This is a genomic window from Streptomyces sp. NPDC026515 (assembly GCF_055567595.1).
Genome location: NZ_JBVHQD010000009.1, coordinates 152,273 through 168,204 on the forward strand (window position 1 = coordinate 152,273; position 15,932 = coordinate 168,204).

Here is a 15,932-nt window from a genome sequence, read left to right on the forward strand (position 1 = left end):
AACGAGATGCCCCGGGACCACCGGCCCGCCAAGTCGATCCGCGTGCTGCTCGCCGAGGACCAGGGCATGATGCGCGGAGCCCTCGCCCTGCTCCTCGGGATGGAGCCGGACATCGAGGTCGTCGCCCAGGTCGCGGCGGGTGACGCGATCGTGGACTCCGTGCTGGCCCACCGGCCCGACGTGGCCCTCCTCGACATCGAACTGCCGGGCATCAGCGGCCTGGACGCGGCGGCGGAGCTGCGCGACCAGGCGCCTGACTGCCGGGTGCTGATCCTGACCACTTTCGGCCGGCCCGGCTATCTGCGCCGGGCGATGGAGGCCGGGGCGGCCGGCTTCCTCGTCAAGGACGGCCCGGTCGAGGACCTGGCCCGGGCGATCCGGCAGGTGCTCACCGGGGAGACCGTGGTCGACCCCGCGCTCGCGGCGGCCGCGCTCAGCGCGGGGCCGAATCCGCTCACCGCCCGCGAGTGCGATGTGCTGAAGGCGTCGGTGGACGGCGCGACCGTCGCCGACGTCGCGGCGAAGCTGCATCTGTCGGAGTCGACGGTCCGCAACTACCTGTCCGCCGCGATCGGCAAGACCGGCACCCGCAACCGCACCGAGGCGGTACGCGAGGCCAGGCAGCAGGGGTGGCTGTGACCTCCCGACGCGTTCCGCGCTACTTCGTCACCTCCGCCGACTCGTAGGTGGTGCCCTGCGGGGCCACGCAGACGAACCAGTCGGCCCCCGGGTAGTCGCGGACCGGCCGGAGCCCCGACTGCCCGTCGTAGTACGGGGACTCGGCGGGAACGCGCGTGACCCGGGTCGAGGTGCCGTCCTTCCAGCGGCAGGTGACCGACGCGGCGGTCGTGGCGACCTTGCCGACCACCAGCCGGCCGGCGCTCGCCGGATCGTCACCGAGTCTGGCGGCGGCAGCGTCCACGTCGGTCCCCGAGAGCCGCTCCACCTCCTGCACCGTGTTGAACATGACCACCTGACGGCGGAATCCGTCGTAACTGCGGGCGGCGAAGAAGGACGTCCTGCCGATCAGGTCGGCGGGCCTGTCCGCGTCCGCGGGTTGGAGCCCCCAGCTGCCCATCGCCTTCCACTGCTTCTCGGCCTCGGCACGGGTGAGCGGCGCGCCCCACACCATGACCCCGACACCCCACTTCTTGCCCTGGTAGCTCCCCGACGCCAGGTCCGTCGACTCCGGCGTGTACACATGGCGCGCCTCCGGTGACGACGGCCGGACCGCCACCTCACCGCCCCGGTCCCGGTGCCCCCCGCCCGGCAGCCCCGTCACCGCCAGTGTCCCCGCCGTCGAGGCGACGGCGAGAACCACCGCCGTGGCCCCGGCCACCGCCCACCGCCGGGCCCGGCGTCGCCTGCCGCCGCGCATCACCGCCTGGACAGGGGCTATGCCGATCTCGACCTCGTCCGTGGCGTCCGCGAGGAGGAGGGCGATGTCCGACTCCGTCCGTGTCATGCCGTGGTTCTCCCTGTTCCCGCTCATCAGGCACGCCCTCCCTGTGTCGCCATGTCGGCCAGTCCCGGTATGGCGCGGAGTTTCGCGATCCCCTTGGCCGCGTTGCTCTTGACCGTGCCCACCGAGCAGCCCATCGCCTCAGCCGCCTGGGTCTCCGTCAGGTCCTCCCAGTAGCGCAGCACCACCGCCTCCCGCTGCCGGGGCGGCAGTTGGACGAGCGCCTTGAGCAGGGCGCTGCGGTCGTCGGCCTGGGCGATCCGGTCCCCCGTGTCGGCGATCTCGCGCACCAGGCCCGAGTCGTCCTTCGGCGCGAGGAACTCCTTGAGTCTCCTTCTGTGCCGGCGGGCGTGCGCGTTGATCATCACGCGCCGTACGTACGCCTCCGGGTCATCGGCCGAGCCGACCTTCCGCCAGGCCACGAAGACCTGTTCGAGCGTCGACTGGACCAGGTCCTCGGCGGCGTGCTGCTCCCCCGTGAGGAGAAATGCCGTACGCATCAGCCGCGGCCAGCGGCCGGTCATGAAGCTCTGGAACTCCTCGCTCCGAGCGTTCTCCCGTTCCCCCATGGGCACCTCCTAGATGTAAAGAGGAGTCCACGAGCCGCCCGGACCGTTGCCTCATCGAGCGGGCGCCGGCGAAATTCTTCCCGGCAGCCACAGCAGCATCAGCACCGCCCCGGCCAGCAGCACCCCGGTACTGGCGCGGAAGGCCAGCGCGTACCCCTCGGTCAGGGCCGCGGCCCCGCCGCCCGGGCCGGTCCGGGCCGCCGCGACCGTCGACATCACCGCGAGCCCCAGTGAACCGCCCATCGTGCGCGAGGTGTTGATGAGCCCCGAGAGCAGCCCGGCCTCCGCCGGTGCCGCCCCGGAGGTGGCCAGCGCGGCCAGCGGGGTCGCGGCCAGGCCCGCGCCGAGCATCATCAGGATCCCCGGGAGCATGATCGCCGTCAGGTAGGCGCCGTGCGGTCCCATGGCCGACTGCCAGCCGAACCCGGTCGCCGCGGTCAGGGTGCCCGTCACCGCCACCGTCCGGGCGCCCGCCCGGCGCATCAGCCGGGGCGCCGTCTTGGAGCCGACGAGCACCGCCACCGAGCTGGGTATCAGGGCGAAGCCGGCCTCCAGCGGGGAGTAGCCGAGGACGTTCTGGGCGTAGAGCGTCATGAAGTACCACATGCAGAACATCGCCGACCCGGACACCAGCATGGCCGCGTTGGCCGACGCCACCGTCCGCCGCCTCAGCAGACCCAGCGGCATCAGCGGGAGGGCCGTACGCGCCTCGACGGCCAGGAACAGCCCGAGCACCGCGAGCCCGGCGGCCAGCGGGACCAGGGTGGCGGCCGCCGTCCATCCCTCGGCCTCGGTCTGCGAGACGCCGTACGCCAGGGTCGCCAGGCCCGCCGTCACCAGCAGGGCGCCGGGCAGGTCGAGCCGCCGGCCGGCACCGGCCCGGCTCTCCGTCAGCCACAGCACGGACCCGGCGAGGACCAGCGCGCCCACCGGCACGTTGATCAGCAGCACCCAGCGCCAGGACAGCACGTCCACCAGCACGCCGCCGACCAGTCCGCCGGCCGCGCCGCCGCCGGCACCGACCGCCGTCCAGGTGGCGATCGCCCGCGCCCGGGCCGGGCCCTCCGGTACGGCGGCGGTGAGCAGGGTCAGCGTCGAGGGCGCGAGGACCGCCGCGCCCAGCCCCTGGACGGCCCGCGCGAGCAGCAGCTGCCAGCCGTCCTGGGCGAGGCCGCCGCCGAGCGAGGCCAGCGTGAACAGGCCGAGCCCGACCAGGAACATCCGCTTGCGGCCGTAGAGGTCGCCGGCCCGCCCGCCGAGCAGCATGAACCCGGCGAAGGCGATGGCGTACGCGTTCACCACCCACTGCAGGCCGGACGCGCTCAGCCCGAGGTCCGCGCGCATCGACGGCAGCGCCACGTTCACCACGGACACGTCGAGCACCACCAGGAACTGCCCGGCACACGCCAGCGCCACCACCAGCCAGGTGGGGACGGTGGTACGGCGGGATATGTGTGAGGTGTCCGCGGCTTCGAGCATGGCTGTCATGCTCTCAAGCCGGTTACGGTCCTTGCATCGGTTTTTCGGCTCAGCCGGGTCCGGTCCGTACGGCCCGGTCCGCCCCGCGGGGCGTGGTGGCCCGGTCCGCCCTGCGGAGCAGGGTCACCACGGCCGCCCCGCCCAGCCCGATGTTGTGGGCGAGCCCCACCCGCGCGCCCGGCACCTGCCGCTCCCCCGCCGTGCCCCGCAGCTGCCACACCAGTTCGGCGGCCTGCGCGAGACCGGTCGCGCCCAGCGGGTGCCCCTTGGAGATGAGCCCTCCGGAGGGGTTCACCACCCAGCGGCCGCCGTACGTCGTCGCCCCGGACTCGACGAGCTTGCCCGACTCGCCCACCGGGCACATGCCGAGCGCCTCGTACGTCAGCAGTTCGTTGACGGAGAAGCAGTCGTGCAGTTCCACGACGTCGACGTCCTCGATGCCGAGTCCCGAACGGTCGTACACCTGGCGGGCCGCGGCCCGTGACATCGGCTGCCCGACGACGTCGATGCACGAGCCCGAGGCGAAGGACTCCTCGGTGTCCGTCGTCATCGCCTGCGCGACGATCTCGACGAGGCCGGTGAGCCCGCGCCGTTCGGCGAACCGCCGCGAGACGACCACGGCCGCCGCCGCGCCGTCCGAGGTGGGCGAGCACTGGAGTCTGGTGAGCGGGCGGTGGACGGTACGGGCGGCGAGGATGCCGGCGACGTCGTACACGTCCTGGAACTGGGCGTACGGGTTGTGCGCGGAGTGCCGGTGGTTCTTGGCGGCCACGGCGGCGAGCTGCGCCTCGGTGGTGCCGTACCGCTCCATGTGCTCGCGGGCCGCGTCGCCGAAGATCTGCGCGGTGGGCGGGGTCGCCTCGAAGCCGTGCCGGGCGGCCATGACGCCGTAGTGCCGGGCGACGGGCGAGGTCGAGAAGTCGGCGCCGTCCGCGCCGCTCCCCAGCGCGCCCCTCTTCATCTTCTCGAAGCCGAGGGCGAGGACGCAGTCGGCCGCCCCGCCCGCGACGAGCTGCCGGGCCAGCATCAGGGCGGTCGCGCCGGTGGCGCAGTTGTTGTTGACGTTGTAGACGGGGACGCCGGTGAGACCCAGCTCATAGGCGGCCCGCTGGCCGGCGGTCGAGGGCTGGAAACAGTAGCCGACAGGAACCTGTTCCACATCGTCGTACGAGATCCCGGCGTCGGCGAGCGCCGAGCCCCCCGCCTCCCGGACCATGTCCCAGTACTGCCAGTCACGGGACTCGGGCTTCTCGAACCTGGTCATACCGACCCCGGCGATGTACGCCTTCACTGCACTCACGGCGACACTCATGGCCGGTGAGACTAGAACACGTTACAAAAATTCACCAGGGCCTGACGCCGGATCAGAAACCCATGGGAGGGTCAAGAATTCGTTAGCAGCTCGAAGCAACGGAATAGTTGCCTGCGCATACGAGGTTTACCCAGCACTTATCCGCCGCGGATTCCGTCTCCCCCTTCCCGTCACTCTCTGGCCCGGAGGCCTCACTCAATGACGCACACGACGACCGACCAGCCCGCCCGGGGCGCGAGCGGGGCCGTGGTCCCGGTCCTCGCCTTCGCGGGCATCGTGGTCGCGGTGATGCAGACCCTGCTCGTCCCGGTCATCAAGGACCTGCCGCAACTGCTGGGCACCGAGCCCAGCAACGCCACCTGGGTTCTGACCTCGACACTCCTGTCCGGCGCCGTGGCCACGCCGATCATGGGCCGCCTCGGCGACCTGTACGGCAAGCGGCGGATGCTGATATTCAGCCTCTCCGTGATGGTGGTGGGCGCGCTGATCAGCGCCCTCACCAGCGAACTGCTCACGATGATCGTGGGCCGCACCCTCCAGGGCTTCGCGATGGGCGCGATCCCGCTGGGCATCGGCCTGATGCGCGACATGCTGCCGCGCGAGAAGCTCCCCTCGGCGATGGCCCTGATGAGCTCCTCGATCGGCGTCGGCGGCGGCCTCGCGCTGCCCGCCGCGGCCCTGGTCGCGCAGCACGCCGACTGGCACGCCCTGTTCTACGGCGCCGCCGGCCTGGGTGCCGTGGCCATCCTCCTCACCCTCCTCGTCGTACCGGAGTCCGCGGCGCGCGCCGCGGGCACCTTCGACGTCCTCGGCGCGATCGGCCTCTCGGTGGGCCTGGTCCTCTTCCTCCTGCCGATCACCAAGGGCAGCGACTGGGGCTGGACCTCCGGCACCACGCTCGGGCTCTTCGCCGCCTCCGCCGCCGTCCTTCTCCTGTGGGGCGTGATGGAGCTGCGCGTCAAGGCCCCGCTGGTCGACCTGCGCACCACGGCCCGCCCGGCCGTGCTCTTCACCAACCTCGCCTCGATCATGGTCGGGGTCAGCTTCTACGTCGTCTCGCTGGTCCTGCCGCAGCTGCTCCAGCTGCCGAAGGCCACCGGCTACGGCCTGGGCCAGTCCATGGTCACGGCGGGCCTGCTGGTCGCCCCGCTGGGCCTGACGATGATGCTCACCGCCCCCGTCTACGCCCGGCTGTCCGCCAAGTACGGCCCCAGGACCACCCTGATCCTGGGCATGCTGATCATCGGCATCGGCTACGGCGCGGGCATCGGCCTGATGAGCGCGGCCTGGCAGAGCCTGGTCATCTCGGTGGTGCTGGGCGCGGGCATCGGCCTCGCCTACTCCTCCCTCCCGGCCCTGATCGTCGGCGCGGTCCCCACGTCGGAGACGGGCGCCGCCAACGGTCTCAACACCCTGATGCGCTCCATCGGTACGTCGGTGTCCAGCGCCGTCATCGGCATGGTGCTGGCCAACACGGCGAACAACGTGGGCGGCGTCGCCGTCCCCACCATGCACGGCTTCCGGGTCTCCTTCCTGATCGCGACGGGTGCGGTGGCCGTGGGCCTGGTCCTCGCCCTGATGCTGCCGAGGCGGAGCGCGCCGGCGGCGGCCGCCCAGCACACGCAGCTGCGCGCGAGCAGCGACGAGGACGTCGCGCCGGCCGTGGCCGAAGAGGTGCTGCGGGGCTTCCGCGGACGGGTGCTGGACGCCACGGGCACTCCGGTGGCCCGCGCCAAGGTCACGCTGATCGACCGGCGGGGGCGGCAGGCGGGCGCCACGCTGTCCGGTGACGACGGTACCTACGCGCTGGCGGTGCCGACCGAGGGGGCGTACGTGCTGGCCGCGAAGGCGTCGGGATACGGCCCGCTGGCCTCCTCGGCGTCGCACGCGGGGGACGACCGGGCCGTGGACCTCGATCTTTCGTTGCCGACGGAGTCGGTCACGGCATAACGAGCGCGTTGCCGGCCGCGGGTCCGTGGGGGCCGGGCGCACCCACGCGGCGGAGCCGCGGACCGGATTCCGCCCCGCTCACCCGAAGGGGCGCCTCCCCCGCGGACGCGGCATGCGGACCCCCCGTCGGGCAACCGGCGGGGGTACGACAGCATGGGGCGAGGAGAACGTCGTACGAGCGAAAGGGCCTCCATGACGGCCGCACCCCAGCCCGAGACCCTGGCCGCGTTCGAGAAGGCCAAGGGGTTCATGCCGCTGCACGAAGGGCTGGCGCTGTACGCGGCCGCCGCCGAAGCCGGAGCGCTGGGTCTCCCCCTCCTGGAGGTCGGGACGTACTGCGGCCGCTCCACCCTGCTCCTCGCCGACGCGGCACGCGCCGCCGGGGTCACCGCCGTCACCGTCGACCACCACCGGGGCAGCGAGGAACAGCAGCCGGGCTGGGACTACCACGACCCGGAGACGGTCGACCCGGAGCTGGGGCTGATGGACACGCTGCCCGCCTTCCGGCGGACCCTGCACCGCGCCGGACTCGAGGACCACGTCGTCGCCCTGGTGGGCCGTTCCCCGCAGATCGCCGCGCTCTGGAACTCGCCCCTCGGGTTCGTCTTCATCGACGGCGGGCACACCGACGAGCACGCCACCGCCGACTACGAGGGCTGGGCCCCCCATGTGGCGCCCGGCGGGCTCCTGCTGATCCACGACGTCTTCCCGGACCCGAAGGACGAGTTCACCGGCCAGGCCCCCTACCGCGTCCACCTCCGCGCCCTGGGGTCGGGCGCCTTCACGGAGGTCGCGGCGCACGACTCGCTGCGCGTCCTGCGGCGAACGGGCGCGGGGATCTGAGGGCGCGGCCGGGACCGTGGCCCCTCCTCAGGCGGCGGGTAGCCGTCCACGGTCACAAAGTCGTGGAAACGTGCGCTCCTGGCGGTGAGGCGGAGAAGGACGCGGCCGGCGCCCGCGGGCAGGGCGGAGACCGGGCGGGCACCCTGGGCCAGTCCGGACACGCCGAACCGGGACCGCGTGACCGCCGGTCCTGCGCGGGTCCGGCGCGCGCTCGACGGCGGTGACGGAGAGGCCGTGCCTGGTGAGCCGGCAGGCCGGAACCGGACCGGCGGCGCCGGAGACGGAGACGGCGCCGGAGACGAGAACCCGCATGGGCCCACGGTCGCCGCCGCCCGTCGCCGTATTGGACGACGCATGTTCCCCCGGCCCGGTGACCGGTGTCACGCCGTCATCCTTTCGGCCCTCTTGGACAGGGTGGGCACCGTGGACGGCCGCTAGGGTGGCTGATGTGTCCTACACAGGCCCGGACTTCGATCCCCCGCAGCAGCGGCGCTCCCGGCGGGCGCCCATGACCTTCGCCCTCGCCGCGCTCGTGCCCGGTGCGCTGCTCGGATGGGTGGTGTACGAGGGCGTCGGGAAACCCGGCGGCAACGGCGGCGGACGGACGGACGCGGCGGCGCCCAGGTCGGCGCCCGTGTCGCCCGGCGACGACGCCAAGGTACCGAGCCCGAGCCCGACGCCCCCGCTGCGGGGCAAGGTCGTACTCATCGACCCGGGGCACAACCCGGGCAACTTCCAGCACACGTCCGAGATCAACCAGCAGGTGGACATCGGGACGAACTGGAAGGAATGCGACACGACGGGGACCTCCACCAATGCCGGTTACAGCGAGGCGCAGTTCACGCTCGACGTCGCGGACCGGCTGCGGGCCCTGCTGGAGCGGGAGGGCGCCACGGTGAAGATGACCCACGACGGGGACAAGCCCGCCTGGGGGCCGTGCGTGACCGAGCGCGCGCAGATCGGCAACGACGCGCACGCCGACGCGGCCATCTCCATCCACGCCGACGGCGCACCCGAGGGCGACCGCGGCTTCCACGTCATCCTGCCCGCGGAGGTGCACTCCGGCGCCGCCGACACCCGCCCGATCATCGGTCCCTCGCGGACCCTCGGCGAGCACGTCGAGAGCGACTTCGCGAAGGTGACGGGCAGTGCTCCGTCCAACTACGTCGGCGACGGCACCGGTCTCGACGTCCGCAAGGATCTCGGTGGTCTCAATCTGTCGACGGTGCCCAAGGTGTTCATCGAGTGCGGCAACATGCGCGACAGCAAGGACGCGGCACTGCTGACGAGCGGAGCCTGGCGGCAGAAGGCGGCGCAGGGAATCTCTGAGGGAATCGTGAGTTTCCTGCGCGGGTAGGCATGGGTCGACTGGTCCGGGCGGACACGCCGATCGTACGAACGATAGTGTCCTTCCTGCGATTCCTACGATGAGGGGCAACCTCGCGACGCCTCCTCCGCCGACGAGACGACCTACGAAGGACCTGAAGTGAATATCCGCTCCCTCACTAGAGGCGACGGCGTGGTGATCGGAGCAGCGGTGTTGCTGTTCGTCGCGTCGTTCCTCGACACGTTCGACACGTCCGGCAACGGTGCCCCGAACGCCTGGGACAACCTCGGCCTGGTGATGAGCATGTACGTCGGCGGTATCGCCGGCGCGGTCCTGATCGTCCTCGCCCGGGCACTTCCGCAGCCGTTCAAGTTCGTCGGGCTCGACCTGGGCCAGATCGGGGTCGGCCTGTCCGTGTTCGCGGTGTGGACCGCGTTCTGGTCGACCATCGACCCGCTGGGCGCGTTCGACGACTTCAACAGCCTGAACATCGGCGCCGGTTCCGGTCTGATCCTCGGACTGATCGCCACCCTGCTGCTGGCCGCGGCCGCGATCGCCACCCCGCTGGTCCCCGCCCTCCAGGCAGCCCTGGTCCCGGCCCCCAAGCCGCAGGCCCCGCAGCCCTACGGCGCCCAGCCCTCCGGTGGCTACGGCTACCCCGGCACCGGCGCACAGCAGGGCGGGCAGCCGTACGGCGCCCAGCCGCAGACCGGCCAGCCGTTCGGGCAGCAGCCCCCGGCCGCCGCACAGCAGCCGGCCTCCCCCGCGCCCGACTTCTCGCCGTTCTGGTTCGCCGTCCCGGTGGCGCGGCCGCTGTTCGCGGAGGACGGTTCGACCGCGCCGATCGCCGAACTGGCGCCCGGCACCTGGTACTTGGCGGTCGAGCAGCGCGGCGGCGCTCTGGTGGCGCAGACGCAGGACGGCCGCCGTGGCGTGCTCCAGGACACCTCCGGGATCCAGCGCGGCTGACGCGTCGGCGACCTCCCGCGGCCCCTTGCCCTTTCGGGTGAGGGGCCGTTGTCGTACAGTCGTCCGTCCGTAAGTGCTGACGTTCCGTCAGGAGGCTGATATGCGGCTCGGGTTGGCGCTCGGATACTGGGGACGGGGGCCCTCCTCGGACCAGGTGCCGCTGGCGCTGGAGGCGGAGCGGCTCGGGTACCACTCGGTGTGGACGGCGGAGTCCTGGGGCTCGGACGCGTTCACCCCGCTCACCTGGATCGCCGCGCAGACCTCGACGATCGGGCTGGGCACCGCCGTCGCCCAGATGGCGGCCCGCTCGCCGACCACCACCGCGATGCACGCGCTGACCCTGGACCACCTGTCGGGGGGCCGCGTGATGCTGGGGCTCGGCCTGTCCGGGCCGCAGGTCGTGGAGGGCTGGTACGGCCGTCCGTTCCCGGCGTCGCCGCTGACCGCGACCAGGGAGTACGTGGACGTCGTACGGCAGGTGCTGCGCAGAGCGGGGCCTGTGGAGTCGGCCGGGCGGTTCCACCCGCATCCGTACCGGGGGCCGGACGCCACCGGGCTCGGCAAGCCGCTCAAGCCCATCACCCATCCCCTCCGGGCCGGCCTTCCGGTCCTGCTCGGCGCCGAGGGGCCGAAGAACGTCGCCCAGACCGTCCGGATCGCCGACGGGTGGCTGCCGCTGTACTGGGCGCCCAGCCGACCCGAGGTGTACGGGCCCGCGGTGGCCGACCTGCCGGAGGGCTTCCTGGTCGCCCCCATGGCCCAGGTGAAGGTCTGCGACGACGTGGCCGCCGGGCTGCTGCCCGTGAAGGCCATGCTCGGCTTCTACATCGGCGGGATGGGGCACGCGGCCCGCAACTTCCACGCCGATCTCATGGCGCGCATGGGGTACGAGGAGGAGGCGCGGCGGATCCAGGAGCTGTTCCTGTCCGGACGGCGCGAGGAGGCCGTACTGGCCGTACCGGACGCGTTCGCCGACGAGATCTCGCTGGTCGGCCCACGCGAACGCATCGCCGAACGGCTGGAGTCGTGGCGCAGGGGCCCGGTGACCGATCTGCTGGCGCTGGCGTCCGACCCGCACACCCTGCGGGTTCTCGCCGAGCTCAACTCCTAGGCGGGCCTAGGTAGTTCAGCGGAAGACGGCGAACGGGTCCAGGGCCGGTTCCCGCGCCCGGCGGTTCCGGCTGCGCACCTCGGCCGGGCAGCGGGCCTGGAACTCGACGCCGCCGGAGTACTCCTCGTCCTGGAACTCCTGCCGTGCCGCCGGTCCATGCCCTTGGGGGCCTGGGTGGCGATGCCCCGGCAGGGCCCGACACCGGGCCGGCGAGGGCCGGCGGATGGGCGGACAGGGCGCGGCGCGGGAGACGGCGCCGGGGTCTTCGGCCGATGCCGAGCGGGGCTCGTCGGCGGTGACGGGGCTGGACTACCGCCTCGAACAGTCACCGCCGAAAGCGTCAACTCCGTGCGGACACGGGGCGAACGAGCCGGACACTCGGGGGAGGCACTCGGACACTCCGGCGCCGGACCCGAACCACGTCGCTCAGTGGGTGAGCTGAGACGCCGAGGGCACCTTGTTGGTGACCGGGGCGCCGGCGCTCTTGCCGGCTTCCTTCACGTTGTTGATGACGTCGTTGAACGAGCTGGCCGCGTTCCCGTCGCCCTTGCGGAGCTTGGACGGCAGGCCCTTCAGCGCGTCGATGCCGGACGAGAGCGGGGCGACGGCCTTGGCGAGCAACGGGTCGCCCTGGGCGTTCCGCTTGGCGGCCTGCAGCCGGTTGTAGGCGAAGGTGCCCGCGAGACCGGCCTTGATCAGGGCGAGGGTGCGGCCGTGGGCGCCCTTCTTGAACTTTCCGGCCTTCCAGGGCTTGATGATCCACTGGTAGGTGGCTCCGGCCGCGAGGGACGCGTTGGCGACGAACCGCGTCTTGGCGAACTTCTGTTTCTCCGCCGACGTACTCGGACTGGGCGTGTCGGCCACGGGCACCACGGCCCTGCCGGTGTCCGTGGACTTGCTCTGTGTGCTGCTGCATGCGGTCACGCCGGCGACGAGTGCGCAGCAGAGGGTCAGCGCGACGACCAGGCGCCGTATCGGTACGGGCACGGGGTCCTCCCGTGTGTCTCGATGTCCTCCCCGAGCGGTAGCTTCCTCCCGCAGCCTCACCCAGATGGCGGCACCTCGCCACTCGGGGAACCCGGTACAGGTTTCAAGGACCGATCGGCGGCAACCCGAAGGGCATGTCTCCTCGATATCGTCACAACCAGGCAGGCACGGTCGTCGCGGTCGTCGCCGACATCATGGCCCTCATACTGGGCCTCTGGATAGTCATGTACCTGCTGGACGCGAACCGGGCGAACAGCCTGGTCCAGTTCATCCATGACGCGGCGGCCTGGCTGGCCGGCTGGTCACGCGACCTGTTCACCTTCGACGAGGCGTGGGCGAGGGTGGTCGCAGGATACGGCCTGGCGGCGGTCGTCTACCTGTTCATCGGCCACGCCATCGCCGGCCGGATGCAGCGGCACTGAGAACCGCCGTACCGCAGCCCCCGGCCGCCCCTAGGCACAGCAGTCCACTTCGAGCCCCGCGGGCAGCCGCCCTCCCCCGAACACCGCGCACGTGGCGTCGTGCCCGCCGAGCGCGGCCACGGCCAGCAGCAGCGACCCCGCCGTCCAGGTGGTCAGCTCCCGGGGCCAGATCGCGCCGTCCTCGAAGACGTACCCGGTCCAGTACAGCCCCGACTCCGCGTCCCGCAGATGCTGGATCGACTGCAGGATCTCCAACGCCCGGTCGGACTCGCCCACCGCCCACAGCGCGAGGGCGAGTTCGGCCGACTCCCCGCCCGTCACCCACGGATTGGGTACGACGCACCGCACCCCGAACCCGGGCACGACGAAGCGCTCCCAGTCCTTCTCGATCCGCGCGCCCGCCTCGGCACCCGTCAACGCCCCGCCCAGGACCGGGTAGTACCAGTCCATCGAGTACCGGTCCTTGTCCAGGAACCGCTCGGGGTGGCGCCGTATCGCGTGGCGCAGCGCACCCACCGCCAACTCCCAGTCCGGCTGCGGCTCTTCCCGCTGCTCGGCGATGGCGAGCGCGCAGCGCAGCGCGTGGTGGACCGACGAACTCCCGGTCAGCAGCGCGTCGTCGGCGGCCGTCCCGTCCTCCTCGCGGCGCCAGCCGATCTCACCGCCCGGCTGCTGCAGACGCAGCACCCATTCGACGGCCGCGTACACGGCGGGCCACATCCGGTCGAGGAAGGTGTCGTCGCCGGTGGACAGGTAGTGGTGCCAGACGCCCACGGCGATGTAGGCGACGAAGTTGGACTCGCGGGCACGGTCGGTGACGTCGTCGTGCGCGCCGTCGGCGTAGGCCGCGTACCAGGAGCCGTCCTCGTTCTGGTGCTCGGCGAGCCAGGTGTACGCCCGCTCGGCGGCCGTGTGCTCACCGGCCGCGTCCAGCGCCATCGCGGCCTCGGTGTGGTCCCAGGGGTCGAGGTGGTGCCCGCGGAACCACGGGATGGCACCGTCCTCCCGCTGCACGGCGAGGATGCCACGGACGGTCGCGGCAGCCTGCTCGGCGGTGAGGACCCCGGGCAGGACGAGGTGTTCTGTCCGGGGGGTGGTCACTTGGCGGCCACCTCGGCGTCCGACGGGGTGCCGGTCGCGGACCGGGCCCCGGTGCGGGGCAGGTGCGGCTTGGTGGCGTAGACGACGAAGCTCTTGCCCATGACCGGGTTCAGCGCCTGCTCGGCGACGCGGGTGGCCAGCGGCTTCTTCATGATGTCCCAGACGAGCAGCTTGTGGTACGCCCGTACCGGCAGCGCCTTGTCGTTGTCGACGCCGAACGCGCACTTCAGCCACCAGTACGGGGAGTGCAGCGCGTGCGCGTGGTGGCTGCCGTACGGCCGCAGACCGGCTTCCTTGATCTTCCCGATCAGCTCGTCGGCCTTGTAGATGCGGATGTGCCCGCCCTCGACCTCGTGATAGGCGTCGGAGAGCGTCCAGCAGACCTTCTCGGGGCCGTAGCGCGGCACGGTGACGGCTATCCGCCCGCCGGGCCTGAGCACGCGCACCATCTCGGCGAGCACGCCCTTGTCGTCCGGGATGTGCTCCATGACCTCGGAGATGATGACGACGTCGAAGGACTCGTCGGGGAAGGGAAGCGCCAGCGCGTCGCCCTCCATGGCGGTGGCGGTCGCGCCGGCCGGGGCCTCACCGGCCTCCGCCATCGCCGCGAACCACTTGGCGACCTCGCGGATCTCCTCGCCGTTCTGGTCGAGCGCCACGACCTGGGCGCCGCGCCGGTAACACTCGAAGGCGTGGCGTCCGGCCCCGCAGCCGAGGTCCAGGACGCGGTCGCCCGGGGCGAGCGGGAACCGGGAGAAGTCGACGGTCAGCACGTGGCCCTGCCTTCGGAATTGACAACCTCTGAAGAGACAAAGTCGGGGGAGCCGTCCTCCGGCGCGACGGAGACCCCGACGCCGGCGGGGGCCGCCGGACGGGCGGCGGCGTCCGTGGTCTGCCCACGGGCGGCCGGCCGGGTCCCCGGGTGGCGGTCGGGCCGCGGCGCCGCGGTGGCGATCGCCTCGCGGTAGCGGGCCACCGTGCCCTCCGCGGCGCGGGCCCAGGTGAAGTGCCGCAGCACCCGTTCGCGGCCGGCCCGGCCCAGGCGGGCGCGCAGCTCCGGGTCGCCGAGGAGCCGGCTCAGCCCGGCGGCCAGCGCTCCGGCGTCGCCGGGCGGCACGGCCAGGCAGGTCTCCCCGTCCCGTCCGGCGACCTCGGGAATCGCGCCGCCGGTCGTGGCCAGCAGCGGGGTGCCGGTCGCCATCGCCTCGGCGGCGGGCAGCGAGAAGCCCTCGTAGAGCGACGGCACGCAGGCGACCTCGGCCGAACGGACCAGGTCGACGAGTTCGGCGTCGGAGATGCCCTTCACGAACTCGACGGCGTCCCCGAGGCCGTAGCGCTCCATGGCCTGCGCGACGGGCCCCTCGGCGGGCCGCTTGCCGACGACGACGAGATGCGCGGCGGGGTGCTCGGTCCGTACCTTGGCGAGGGCTTCGACAAGGAAGACCAGCCCCTTCAGCGGTACGTCCGCGCTGGAGGTGGTGACGATCCGGCCGGGCACCTGGGGTACGGCGGGATTCGGCGCGAAGAGGTCGGTGTCGGCGCCGATGTGGACGACGTGGACCCGGTCCCCGCGGACACCGAGATGGTCGACGATCTCCTGGCGGGAGGTGCCGGAGACGGTGAGCACGGACGGCAGCCGGCGCGCGACCCGCTTCTGCATCCGGGTGAAGGCGTACCAGCGCCGTACGGACAACCGCCGCTGCCATCCCTCGGCCACGTCCAGCTCCAACTGCCGGTCCACGGTGATGGGGTGGTGGATGGTGGTGACGAGGGGCGCGCCGACATCCCCCAGCAGGCCGTAGCCCAGCGTCTGGTTGTCGTGGACGACGTCGAACTCCCCGGCGCGGGCCCGCAGATGACGGCGGGCCCGGAGGGAGAAGGTCAGTGGTTCGGGGAAGCCGCCGGTCCACATGGTGGCCACTTCGAGCGCGTCGACCCAGTCCCGGTACTCGTCCCGCGCCGGCGTCCGGAAGGGGTCCGGGGAGCGGTACAGATCCAGGCTGGGCAGCTCGGTGAGGGTGAGCTCGGGGTAGCCCTCGTCCAGGACGGGGTACGGCTGGGACCCGATCACCTCGACACGGTGGCCGAGCCGGGCCAGCTCGCGGGAGAGGTGCCGTACGTAGACGCCCTGACCGCCGCAGAACGGGTTCCCTTTATAGGTGAGGAGCGCGATGTGGAGCGGTGGCTCTCCCCCGCTCTCGGCTGCGCTCGAGCGGGAGGGGCCCCCACCGGCGGCGGGTTCCTGGTCGGCACCCGTCCGCCTGGCCTCAGCGGTCACTCCGGGCCCCCTTCTCCCTGCACTTTCCCGCGAGGTTACGCCGGGACGCTAATCTAGAACAAGTTTCAGACTTGATCGTTCAGGAGGCTCTGAATCTACCGGCAGGTAGGGGCCGAGTGAGC

Annotated in this window: 15 protein-coding genes; 7 read left to right on the forward strand and 8 right to left on the reverse strand. The window is 72.3% G+C overall.

From position 1 onward, the window contains the following. Positions 1-6: 6 nt before the first annotated feature. Positions 7-639, forward strand: a complete 633-nt coding sequence (locus ACZ4O3_RS20545) for a response regulator transcription factor (RefSeq protein WP_362723460.1) — start codon at positions 7-9, stop codon at positions 637-639. 19 nt (positions 640-658) lie between these two features. On the opposite strand, the gene ACZ4O3_RS20550 is transcribed toward ACZ4O3_RS20545, so the two are convergent. Genes ACZ4O3_RS20550 through ACZ4O3_RS20565 form a run of 4 tightly spaced genes read right to left on the reverse strand, consistent with a single transcriptional unit; the run spans position 659 to position 4,801 of the window. Beyond that, entirely contained in the window at positions 659-1,492 is an 834-nt protein-coding gene (locus ACZ4O3_RS20550) for a hypothetical protein (protein ID WP_467723446.1), read from the reverse strand. After that, positions 1,492-2,031, reverse strand: a complete 540-nt coding sequence (locus tag ACZ4O3_RS20555; RefSeq protein ID WP_362723436.1) for a SigE family RNA polymerase sigma factor — start codon at positions 2,029-2,031, stop codon at positions 1,492-1,494. The genes ACZ4O3_RS20550 and ACZ4O3_RS20555 overlap by 1 nt, the downstream gene beginning before the upstream one ends. Positions 2,032-2,082: 51 nt before the next feature. Then, positions 2,083-3,510, reverse strand: a complete 1,428-nt coding sequence (locus ACZ4O3_RS20560; protein ID WP_467723448.1) for an MFS transporter — start codon at positions 3,508-3,510, stop codon at positions 2,083-2,085. A gap of 49 nt (positions 3,511-3,559) precedes the next feature. Further along, positions 3,560-4,801: a lipid-transfer protein gene (locus tag ACZ4O3_RS20565; RefSeq protein WP_467723659.1), complete on the reverse strand. Its 1,242-nt coding sequence runs from the start codon at positions 4,799-4,801 to the stop codon at positions 3,560-3,562. Positions 4,802-5,020: 219 nt separating this feature from the next. Here ACZ4O3_RS20565 and ACZ4O3_RS20570 point away from each other — a divergent pair, with 219 nt between their 5' ends. From ACZ4O3_RS20570 to ACZ4O3_RS20590, 5 genes are all read left to right on the forward strand, one after another. Beyond that, a complete protein-coding gene (locus tag ACZ4O3_RS20570; RefSeq protein WP_467723450.1) occupies positions 5,021-6,772 on the forward strand; it encodes an MFS transporter in 1,752 nt (583 codons plus the stop codon). Positions 6,773-6,964: 192 nt separating this feature from the next. Further along, complete coding sequence (locus tag ACZ4O3_RS20575) at positions 6,965-7,615, forward strand: class I SAM-dependent methyltransferase (RefSeq protein WP_362727740.1); 651 nt, start codon at positions 6,965-6,967, stop codon at positions 7,613-7,615. Between the two features lie 448 nt (positions 7,616-8,063). After that, the gene (locus ACZ4O3_RS20580) at positions 8,064-8,972 is read left to right on the forward strand and encodes an N-acetylmuramoyl-L-alanine amidase (protein WP_467723452.1); all 909 of its coding nucleotides are present in this window, start codon (positions 8,064-8,066) and stop codon (positions 8,970-8,972) included. A gap of 129 nt (positions 8,973-9,101) precedes the next feature. Next, positions 9,102-9,911 (forward strand): hypothetical protein, encoded by an 810-nt coding sequence (locus tag ACZ4O3_RS20585; protein WP_467723454.1) that lies wholly within the window; start codon positions 9,102-9,104, stop codon positions 9,909-9,911. Positions 9,912-10,011: 100 nt separating this feature from the next. Next, a complete protein-coding gene (locus tag ACZ4O3_RS20590) occupies positions 10,012-11,022 on the forward strand; it encodes an LLM class F420-dependent oxidoreductase (protein WP_362727750.1) in 1,011 nt (336 codons plus the stop codon). 426 nt (positions 11,023-11,448) lie between these two features. On the opposite strand, the gene ACZ4O3_RS20595 is transcribed toward ACZ4O3_RS20590, so the two are convergent. Then, positions 11,449-12,009: a hypothetical protein gene (locus ACZ4O3_RS20595; RefSeq protein WP_362727748.1), complete on the reverse strand. Its 561-nt coding sequence runs from the start codon at positions 12,007-12,009 to the stop codon at positions 11,449-11,451. A 134-nt stretch (positions 12,010-12,143) separates the two neighbouring features. On the opposite strand from ACZ4O3_RS20595, the gene ACZ4O3_RS20600 reads away from it, so the two are divergent. Continuing rightward, entirely contained in the window at positions 12,144-12,431 is a 288-nt protein-coding gene (locus ACZ4O3_RS20600) for a hypothetical protein (RefSeq protein ID WP_362727746.1), read from the forward strand. 30 nt (positions 12,432-12,461) lie between these two features. Here ACZ4O3_RS20600 and ACZ4O3_RS20605 read toward each other — a convergent pair whose 3' ends face one another. Genes ACZ4O3_RS20605 through ACZ4O3_RS20615 form a run of 3 tightly spaced genes read right to left on the reverse strand, consistent with a single transcriptional unit; the run spans position 12,462 to position 15,810 of the window. Further along, entirely contained in the window at positions 12,462-13,532 is a 1,071-nt protein-coding gene (locus tag ACZ4O3_RS20605) for a prenyltransferase/squalene oxidase repeat-containing protein (protein ID WP_384987552.1), read from the reverse strand. Beyond that, positions 13,529-14,305 (reverse strand): class I SAM-dependent methyltransferase, encoded by a 777-nt coding sequence (locus tag ACZ4O3_RS20610; RefSeq protein ID WP_384987554.1) that lies wholly within the window; start codon positions 14,303-14,305, stop codon positions 13,529-13,531. Before ACZ4O3_RS20610 ends, ACZ4O3_RS20605 begins: the two co-directional genes overlap by 4 nt. Continuing rightward, positions 14,299-15,810 carry a glycosyltransferase family 4 protein gene (locus ACZ4O3_RS20615; RefSeq protein ID WP_467723457.1) on the reverse strand — a complete coding sequence of 504 codons (1,512 nt, stop codon included), beginning with the start codon at positions 15,808-15,810 and terminating at the stop codon, positions 14,299-14,301. Before ACZ4O3_RS20615 ends, ACZ4O3_RS20610 begins: the two co-directional genes overlap by 7 nt. Positions 15,811-15,932: the final 122 nt, after the last annotated feature.

Excerpts from the sequence above, each read along its gene's own strand:
- ACZ4O3_RS20575 (WP_362727740.1), top strand. The coding sequence starts at position 6,965 with ATGACGGCCGCACCCCAGCCCGAGACCCTGGCCGCGTTCGAGAAGGCC.
- ACZ4O3_RS20570 (WP_467723450.1), top strand. The coding sequence starts at position 5,021 with ATGACGCACACGACGACCGACCAGCCCGCCCGGGGCGCGAGCGGGGCC.
- ACZ4O3_RS20550 (WP_467723446.1), bottom strand. The coding sequence starts at position 1,492 with ATGAGCGGGAACAGGGAGAACCACGGCATGACACGGACGGAGTCGGAC.
- ACZ4O3_RS20545 (WP_362723460.1), top strand. The coding sequence starts at position 7 with ATGCCCCGGGACCACCGGCCCGCCAAGTCGATCCGCGTGCTGCTCGCC.
- ACZ4O3_RS20590 (WP_362727750.1), top strand. The coding sequence starts at position 10,012 with ATGCGGCTCGGGTTGGCGCTCGGATACTGGGGACGGGGGCCCTCCTCG.
- ACZ4O3_RS20560 (WP_467723448.1), bottom strand. The coding sequence starts at position 3,510 with ATGCTCGAAGCCGCGGACACCTCACACATATCCCGCCGTACCACCGTC.
- ACZ4O3_RS20600 (WP_362727746.1), top strand. The coding sequence starts at position 12,144 with ATGTCTCCTCGATATCGTCACAACCAGGCAGGCACGGTCGTCGCGGTC.
- ACZ4O3_RS20555 (WP_362723436.1), bottom strand. The coding sequence starts at position 2,031 with ATGGGGGAACGGGAGAACGCTCGGAGCGAGGAGTTCCAGAGCTTCATG.